This window comes from Proteus genomosp. 4 str. ATCC 51469 (assembly GCF_003144375.1).
Taxonomy (GTDB): domain Bacteria; phylum Pseudomonadota; class Gammaproteobacteria; order Enterobacterales; family Enterobacteriaceae; genus Proteus.
Window position 1 is genome coordinate 481,601 of the sequence record NZ_PENV01000001.1, and the last position, 7,929, is coordinate 489,529.

Here is a 7,929-nt window from a genome sequence, read left to right on the forward strand (position 1 = left end):
TAAAAATAAAGTGGATAAAATGATTAAATTAAAAATAATATTATTAGTTCTCGCCTCTTCTCTGTTACTTTCCGGTTGTGCTAATGCGGGCTCTTGGGGTGCAAAACCAGAAAACTCCCTCTTGGGAGCAGGACTTCAAGGCTATAACCACACTCAATACAGTATTACCGGTTTTTCAATTAATGGGGGTTACGGCAGTATTGGCGGAACCGTCTGTTGTGTGATGATCCCCGAAAAATGGCGTCCTAATTTAATCGCACATATCCAATGGAATAAAGTGGATAAAAATAAACTCTCTCCTGCCCCTAAATTTAGTCAAGTAGAAGCTTATCAACGTTGGAAACAAGAGTTACGCGATAATACCTCCAGTCATGAAGCTTGGGTGCCAATCCCACAATATGATGAACCTTGTAGTGTTAAAGTGCATTTCTTACCTTGTAATGAAGTGAAAATCACTACCTCTTGTAAAGGATATCGTCATCCTGAATACCCAATTAATGAACCTCATAATATGAAGGAGCCCACCGTATGTCCTCAAAAATAACCATTTGGCAAACTTACCCTAAATTTGCCACGCTCTTGATCATTTCTCTGTTACTTTCCGGTTGTGCTAATGCGGGCTCTTGGGGTGCAAAACCAGAAAACTCCATGTTGGGAGCAGGACTTCAAGGCTATAACCATACTCAATTTGAAATTTCAGGTTTTTCAATTAATGGGGGTTACGGCAGTATTGGCGGCACGGTCTGTTGTGTGATGATCCCCGAAAAATGGCGCCCTAATTTAATCGCACATATTCGATGGGAAACTGTCGATACCACAAAATTTCCACCACCACCTGACTTTGATCAAGTTGAAGCCTATAAACACTGGAAACAACAACTCCGCGATAATACCTCCAGTCACGAAGCTTGGGTGCCCATCCCACAATATGATGAAGAAGTGTGTGGTGTCGATGTTCATTTTTTACCTTGTAATGAGGTGAAAATTACCACTTCTTGCTATAGCTATGGTGATCCTGAATACCCAATTAATGAACCTCATAATATGAAGGAGCCAACCGTATGTCCTCAAAAATAACCTTTTGGCAAACTTACCCTAAACTTGCCACGCTTTTGATCATATCTCTGTTACTTTCCGGTTGTGCTAATGCGGGCTCTTGGGGTGCGAAACCGGAAAACTCCCTCTTGGGAGCAGGTCTTCAAGGCTATAACCATACTCAATACAGTATTACCGGTTTTTCGATTAATGAAGGGTATGGCAGTATTGGCGGCACGGTCTGTTGTGTGATGATCCCCGAAAAATGGCGTCCTAATTTAATCGCGCACATAAAGTGGGAGAAACTCGACAAAAGCAAAATATCTCCTGCTCCTGATTTTGACCAAGTCGAAGCCTATAATCACTGGGAGAAAGAATTAGACCGCTATACGACCTATCATGAAGCTTGGGTGCCCATCCCACAATATGATGAACCTTGTAGTGTCAAAGTGCATTTCTTACCTTGTAATGAAGTGAAAATCACTACTTCCTGTTATAGCTATCACGACCCTGAATATCCAATAACCGAACCAATGAAAATGAAGGAGCCAACCGTATGTTTGAAGAAATAAAAGCAGAACCAGTTTGGGTACCTAATCATTTCCCTGATAAAGGCCGATTAAAATTAACTCAGCAACAAATAGAAAATAATTATAAAACACGAGAAGAAGAGAAACGAAATCATAACTCTAGCCTTGCTAGTGTAAAAAATAACTGCTGTCGAAATCTGCATATTAGTTTCTTTTTTGATGGCACCAATAATAATCGAGAAAAAGATATGGCGGCTGAGCCTAAAACCGCCACCAATATTACCCGATTATTTGAAACAACGTATGAAGATGAAAATAACCCAGATAAAAAACAAAGAGAATATTTTAAATATTATATGCCCGGTGTTGGTACTGCCTTCCCTGAAATAGCAGAATATAATTTTACTAATATGGGCTTAATATTTGCAACAGGGGGAGAAAATCGTATTAATTGGGCATTATTAATGTTAGCCAATACATTAAGTGTAGCTTCTGGTAATAAGAGGTTAGAGATATCTGAATGTAGAATGTATTTGAAAGATATGGCAACCCCAACATATCTTCCTATTAGTGGTAAAGGTCGTCGCCGTGCGGTTATCCATTCTCTAATTAATAAAAAAGAAATTATTGAAGGATTGCAACTTAAACCTAAAACTTTAACGATTAAACTTTATGTTTACGGTTTCTCACGTGGCGCGGCGGAAGCAAGAACCTTTATTAATTGGGTAACACAGTTATTCGATACCCCTGAAGGTGCTGATAAACCCGCTCAGCAATTATGTGGTATTAATGTAAAAGTTGAATTTATTGGCATTTTGGATACGGTGCCCTCTGTGGGTATAGTGCATTTAGCACCTTTCTTTTCAGGTCATATGGATTGGGCAAATGGCACTCAACAACTCCCCAGTGAAAAAATCTTTCCTAACTTTATTAAGTGCTGTCGCCATTTTGTTTCTGCTCATGAGCAACGTTTCTGTTTTCCTCTAGATACAGTAAGACGGCCTTCAGATTGGGAGAATGAAAAAAATAAAGCAGATACATCTGTGAATAATAAAAATATTAATGGTAATAATTATGGCCGTTATCCCAAAATATCCGATATTGAAGAAGTGGTTTATCCCGGTGTTCACTCCGATATTGGAGGGGGATATTTGGTAGGAGATCAAGGAAAAGCCTTTAATGATCCTTCAATGTTAGCTTCACAAATTGTCTTACATGATCTTTATCTTTCAGCATTTCTAATAGGAGCCCCATTAAATATTACTGGTATCTCACCTAAAAATAGTAATGGGAAAATAATGTGTAATAGTATTACAAGAAAGATCTATGAACTTTTTGAAATCAACCCAATTCTAATTCAACGCTTTAACGCATGGCGAAAAATTACTTTAGAATTACCTCAAGTGACTACTACTCATTTTTCGGAAACTTTCAATGCTTGCCGTGCAAATACAACATTAGAAAAAGTCGTCGAAAAACAAATGGCATGGATGACAGCTTGGCGTATCGATAGATATGCCGATATGAATCTTTTTAATCAAGATTTTTATAAAAATGCATTACAGCATGGCACTGAAAAGATCAAAGAAGATAAAGAAAAATGGGAGAAAACTAAAGAGAAGATAGAAGAACAACAGAAAGAAAAAATAAAACAAGGTACAGATACCATTTCACCAGGAGATCTTATGGGGCCTCGTATTTATGAGCCCATGCTAGGTAAAACACAATTAAGAGAAGGTGCTGAAGAATTTAAAGCGGACTATTACGATGAACGAAGAGAAGTCAGAAATTGGAAACAGTTTTCTGTCGATAATTTATTAACTAATATAATGTGCTTAGTAAATACTGACGATGAGAAAGCTGAATATTTTCATATGAAACAAAGTGGTGATGATATTTATAAAAAAGGTTATGGATTTCCTTTATTTAAAGAAAATAACACTCCTGATCCTGATGCATTATTAACAAGAGATTTATTTGATAACCAATTTCATGATTCTCGTGCTTGGTTTATGCATGATGCATTACAATCTAGAGAACCTTGGGCAAGCTATTTTAGTTATAGAATGATCTATGCTGATAGTGAAACAAATAAATTTTTATCACCTGTCGCAATAGCGGGAAAATTAATTGGTATAGCCACATTTATTGGTGGTATGGCGTATGTAGTGAGGCAAAAAAACATTAAAAATGCACTAGGTGCTTTTGCAGGTACATTAGGCGTTATGTCAATGGAATATGAAGTAGTAAATGCAATAACAGGATTAGCACTTCCCCTTAATCCTGAAGATGTTAAACCTACTAAAAATGCGGGCCCTGTACAATCAATTGCCATAGCTCAATCTATTGTTGAAAAAACAGGAGGTGTTATAAATAGTTTAACTCAAGTTATTGATACTAAAAAAATCTTATCAATTGCTTAAATTAGCATTAATCCCATTTATTTTAACTTTATCTCTAAAAGATCAGGAGATATATCGTGAGATATCCTCCGCGTTACCCTGAGTTTACCCAAGACAAACCGATAAATTGGAAAAAACTATTAAAGTGGTTATTGATATTTATTGGTTTCTCTCTTTTTTCCACTAATATTATTTTATCAAATAGTAAAGTAGAGAATAAATATTCTATTTTAATTTCTAGTGTTATCATTCCTATCTTTATTTCATCATTTTTATTTTTAATTTATTTATTTTTAAAAGTATTAAACAATCATAATAATGAGTTATTTAAAAAACAATTTGATGAAGACAGTAAAAAATGGTGGTTATACCATAGTGCTTCAATACCAATAAAAAATTCAGTTGTTATTGGCTCTTTGGGTGAAAACCAATATAAATGGCATCAGGCTTTAAAAGATAAACCGATACCTCCATCTTCTATAATAGAGGAGGAGCAAGAGTGTATTCCCTGTTCAGCACTCATCGGAGATAAAAAAAACAGAGAAGAAATGATTGCTAAATTACTAGCTAATCACTTTATAAATACTGAAGAAAACAATATTGATAATATCAAAATAGATAATTTTTACTGGAAAGGTAGTCAAGGTAGTCTAAATAAATTTATTGAGCATCTAAAAGGTCATCATATATTACCACCATTAAAAACCATATTTATCGATTCAATAGATTCTTTAGATATCATTATTGATAACTACTATCTTCATTATAAGTCAGAACATTACAACCTTGTTGGCGGTTCTAATATTTTTGATGATATCAATGCAGGTAAATTAAGTGAAACTGGTTTTTTATGGACAATACTTCCTGATAAAGAAGCCTATCATTTACATCGTTGTGAAATATCAAATAATGAAAATGTTAATGAATTAGCGTCTCAAATTATTAAATATTCAGGGATGGAGAAATTACCAGAAATAAATATATCGATTAATACTCAAGCATCTTATGCTTTTTTATCAACATCACTCTATTCAGCCGACAATATTGTACAGGATTACTTCGGTGATAGTACTTGCTCATCACCATTTATCGCTATTTCGTTTGCTGCTCTACACTGCATGCATAACGATGTTAATAGTTGTGGATGGATTTCTGGATATTGTAACGATCAATATATAGCAGGGGTTATTCTCAAAGATGAAAATCAATGATAAGCTTTCTTCAACTCGGGATTTATTTATTATTTATGCTGTTGTTCTTACAATATCCCTTTTTACGTTAAGCATACTTTATTATCTTTTTGGTAATGAAATATTAGAAACAGACTACTCACCTAAAGAAATTGTATTTTTTACTTTTTCCAGTTGGGCTGCTTTATTATTAGCTTTTCCTTTTTTTATTTATGGTTGGAAAAAAGTCATTCCATTACTCAGTAAACCTTTCTTATATAATACAAAAACATTACCAGAAATAAACAAACAAAATAATTCATTTATTGATGATATATTTAAACAATATGGTCAACGTAATTCAAAAAATTTAATACGCATACTCCTCATCGGCACCTCGACTTCTATCGAAAAACTGACTCCCAATCTAACAACGGACATCTGGCAAGAAAACAATGGAACGTTACTTATCTATGGTGGCGATATCCATCAAAGTATTGATGAAAATTTAATCCAAGATTTAAAACAACTGCGCCGACGTCGTCCGCTCGATGCGGTTATTTGGGTGTCAGAAAATAACTTATCTCAACAACCGCTTGGTCATTCCTTATTTAATCACTTAAATCCGACCAATACAGACACAGCTAGCCGTTATTTCCACCAGCTATTTCGTCAATTACGCTGGCAAGCCCCCATTTGGCTTTGGAATATCAGTAATCACGGTGAAATAACAACAAATGAAGCCCCCACAGTCCTTTATTCAGCACCTTTAAAAGCGACATCTGAAATACTTTCTAATGATTTAAAAACGCTTTTACCGGCACTAGTGGAACAAGGCACACACGCTGTCTTGCATAACCCAACACACACTTACCTACTAGCATTAGCGCGTTTTCTTCAACATGAAGGATGTGAAAAACTCGCCAATACTTTGGCACCGCTTTTATCGGGTTATCGCTCGTTGCCGTTCGCTGGTGTGCTCTTTAGTACGGCTGTTAACAATAATGTGTCTGCAACTTCATCACAAAATAATCAATGGGTATCCAATTCCCATTGGAAAGCACTAATGGCAGCAAATTCACAATTACCCTATCAGTTAAAAGCATCACCTATAGGTCTAAACTCCAAACGTATTTTGCAATATACCGTTGCCACTGCCATGACACTGTGGGGGATTGGTATGGTGGTTTCTTATTTTATGAATCGCCAATTAATTACCCTAAGCCAACAACAAGCGCAGTTAGCAACAGACAATCATCAATCTGAATTTGCCCGCTTACAGGCACAATATGGCTTACAACAAACCTTAGGTTTATTAAGCCATCGAGAAAAAACTTCTGTTCCATTTTGGCTACGCTTTGGCTTAAGCAGTAATAACGCATTACTTAGCCATCTATGGCCGGTTTATAGCCAATCTATGTTGCCGCTATTGCGCGATTCAACACAACAACATCTTGAAAATTATCTTCACGCGTTTATGCAGTTCCCGCCTGAAAGTGCAGAACGAATTGAAGGTGCTCAATCCGCTTATCAAGCCTTAAAAGCCTATTTAATGATGAGCGATCCATCCCGTATTGATCCGGCATTCTTCACTGAAAGTGTATTACGCATTTGGCCTGAATATAACGGATTAAAAGAAGGGGAATGGCAAACATTAGGCACTGAATTATTAACCTTCTATGCCTCTCAATTGCCTTATCACCATGAATGGACAATCAAGCCTAATCGAACTTTAGTTGCCGGAAGCCGAACTATTCTTATTCGCCAAATTGGTCAACGTAATGGCGAATCTGCGCTTTACCAAAAAATCTTACAACAAGCGCAGCATAACTTTGCGGATATGACGTTAGATGATATGACCGGTGATACCGATGTCAGTTTCTTATTAAGTTCAGCAGATACAGTACCTGGTATTTTTACGCGTAAAGCATGGGAAGAATCGATTGAACCCGCGATTAAAAAAGCCGTTCATGAGAGACGAGAAGAAATAGATTGGGTATTAAGTGACACACAAAAAGAGACCGATATTGATATCTCACCTGAAAAACTCCAGCAAAACCTGACAGAACGCTATTTTAATGATTTTTCAGGCAGTTGGTTAAGCTTTCTCAATGGTTTGCAGTGGCGAGAAACACAAAGTCTCTCCGATACCATTGATCAACTCACCTTAATGAGCGATGTCAGACAATCTCCCATTATTGCCTTAATGAATACGCTTTCTTATCAAGGTAAAACAGGTCGCCAACAAGAAAAACTAGCAGACTCTTTTGTTAACTCAGCCAAAGATTTATTAAACAAAGAACAACAGCCGGTTATTAGTCAAAAAGCTGAATTTACAGGCCCTCTAGAGCCTGTTTTTGCGCCAATACTGGCCTTTACCGATCCTCAATCTTCAGCGCAAAACAGTGATGCGTTAAGCCTACAAGCCTACCTCACACGCGTGACTAGAGTTCGCTTAAAACTTCAACAAGTTGTTAATGCCCCCGATCCACAAGCCATGTCTCAAGCATTGGCTCGAAGTGTTTTTGAAGGAAAAACGGTCGACTTATCAGAAACGCAAGATTACGGTAGCTTAATCGCGGCAAGCTTTGGGCAAGAGTGGCGCGGCTTTGGACAAACACTTCTTGTACAGCCCATGTCTCAAGCATGGCAACAGTTATTAGCGCCCACTTCGCAAGGTATCAACACTCAATGGCGAAATGCGATTGTGAATGATTGGAATAGGGCATTTGGTGGTCGCTATCCACTCAAAAATACGCAAAGTGAAATCTCATTACCGTTAATGGCGCAATA

At 36.8% G+C, this 7,929-nt stretch carries 6 protein-coding genes; all 6 read left to right on the forward strand.

From position 1 onward, the window contains the following. The first annotated feature begins 19 nt into the window (after nucleotides 1-19). Nucleotides 20-544: a DUF3304 domain-containing protein gene (locus DK866_RS02145; protein ID WP_162556968.1), complete on the forward strand. Its 525-nt coding sequence runs from the start codon at nucleotides 20-22 to the stop codon at nucleotides 542-544. Then, nucleotides 529-1,077 (forward strand): DUF3304 domain-containing protein, encoded by a 549-nt coding sequence (locus DK866_RS02150; protein ID WP_109407538.1) that lies wholly within the window; start codon nucleotides 529-531, stop codon nucleotides 1,075-1,077. Before DK866_RS02145 ends, DK866_RS02150 begins: the two co-directional genes overlap by 16 nt. Beyond that, nucleotides 1,062-1,607, forward strand: coding sequence for a DUF3304 domain-containing protein (locus tag DK866_RS02155; protein ID WP_109407539.1), 546 nt, complete (start codon nucleotides 1,062-1,064; stop codon nucleotides 1,605-1,607). Before DK866_RS02150 ends, DK866_RS02155 begins: the two co-directional genes overlap by 16 nt. Then, nucleotides 1,592-3,988 (forward strand): T6SS phospholipase effector Tle1-like catalytic domain-containing protein, encoded by a 2,397-nt coding sequence (locus DK866_RS02160; protein ID WP_109407540.1) that lies wholly within the window; start codon nucleotides 1,592-1,594, stop codon nucleotides 3,986-3,988. Before DK866_RS02155 ends, DK866_RS02160 begins: the two co-directional genes overlap by 16 nt. A 56-nt stretch (nucleotides 3,989-4,044) precedes the next feature. Beyond that, entirely contained in the window at nucleotides 4,045-5,178 is a 1,134-nt protein-coding gene (locus DK866_RS02165) for a hypothetical protein (RefSeq protein ID WP_109407541.1), read from the forward strand. Then, the coding region (locus DK866_RS02170) for an ImcF-related family protein (RefSeq protein WP_109407542.1) at nucleotides 5,165-7,929 on the forward strand (2,765 nt) is incomplete at its 3' end. The genes DK866_RS02165 and DK866_RS02170, both read left to right, overlap by 14 nt.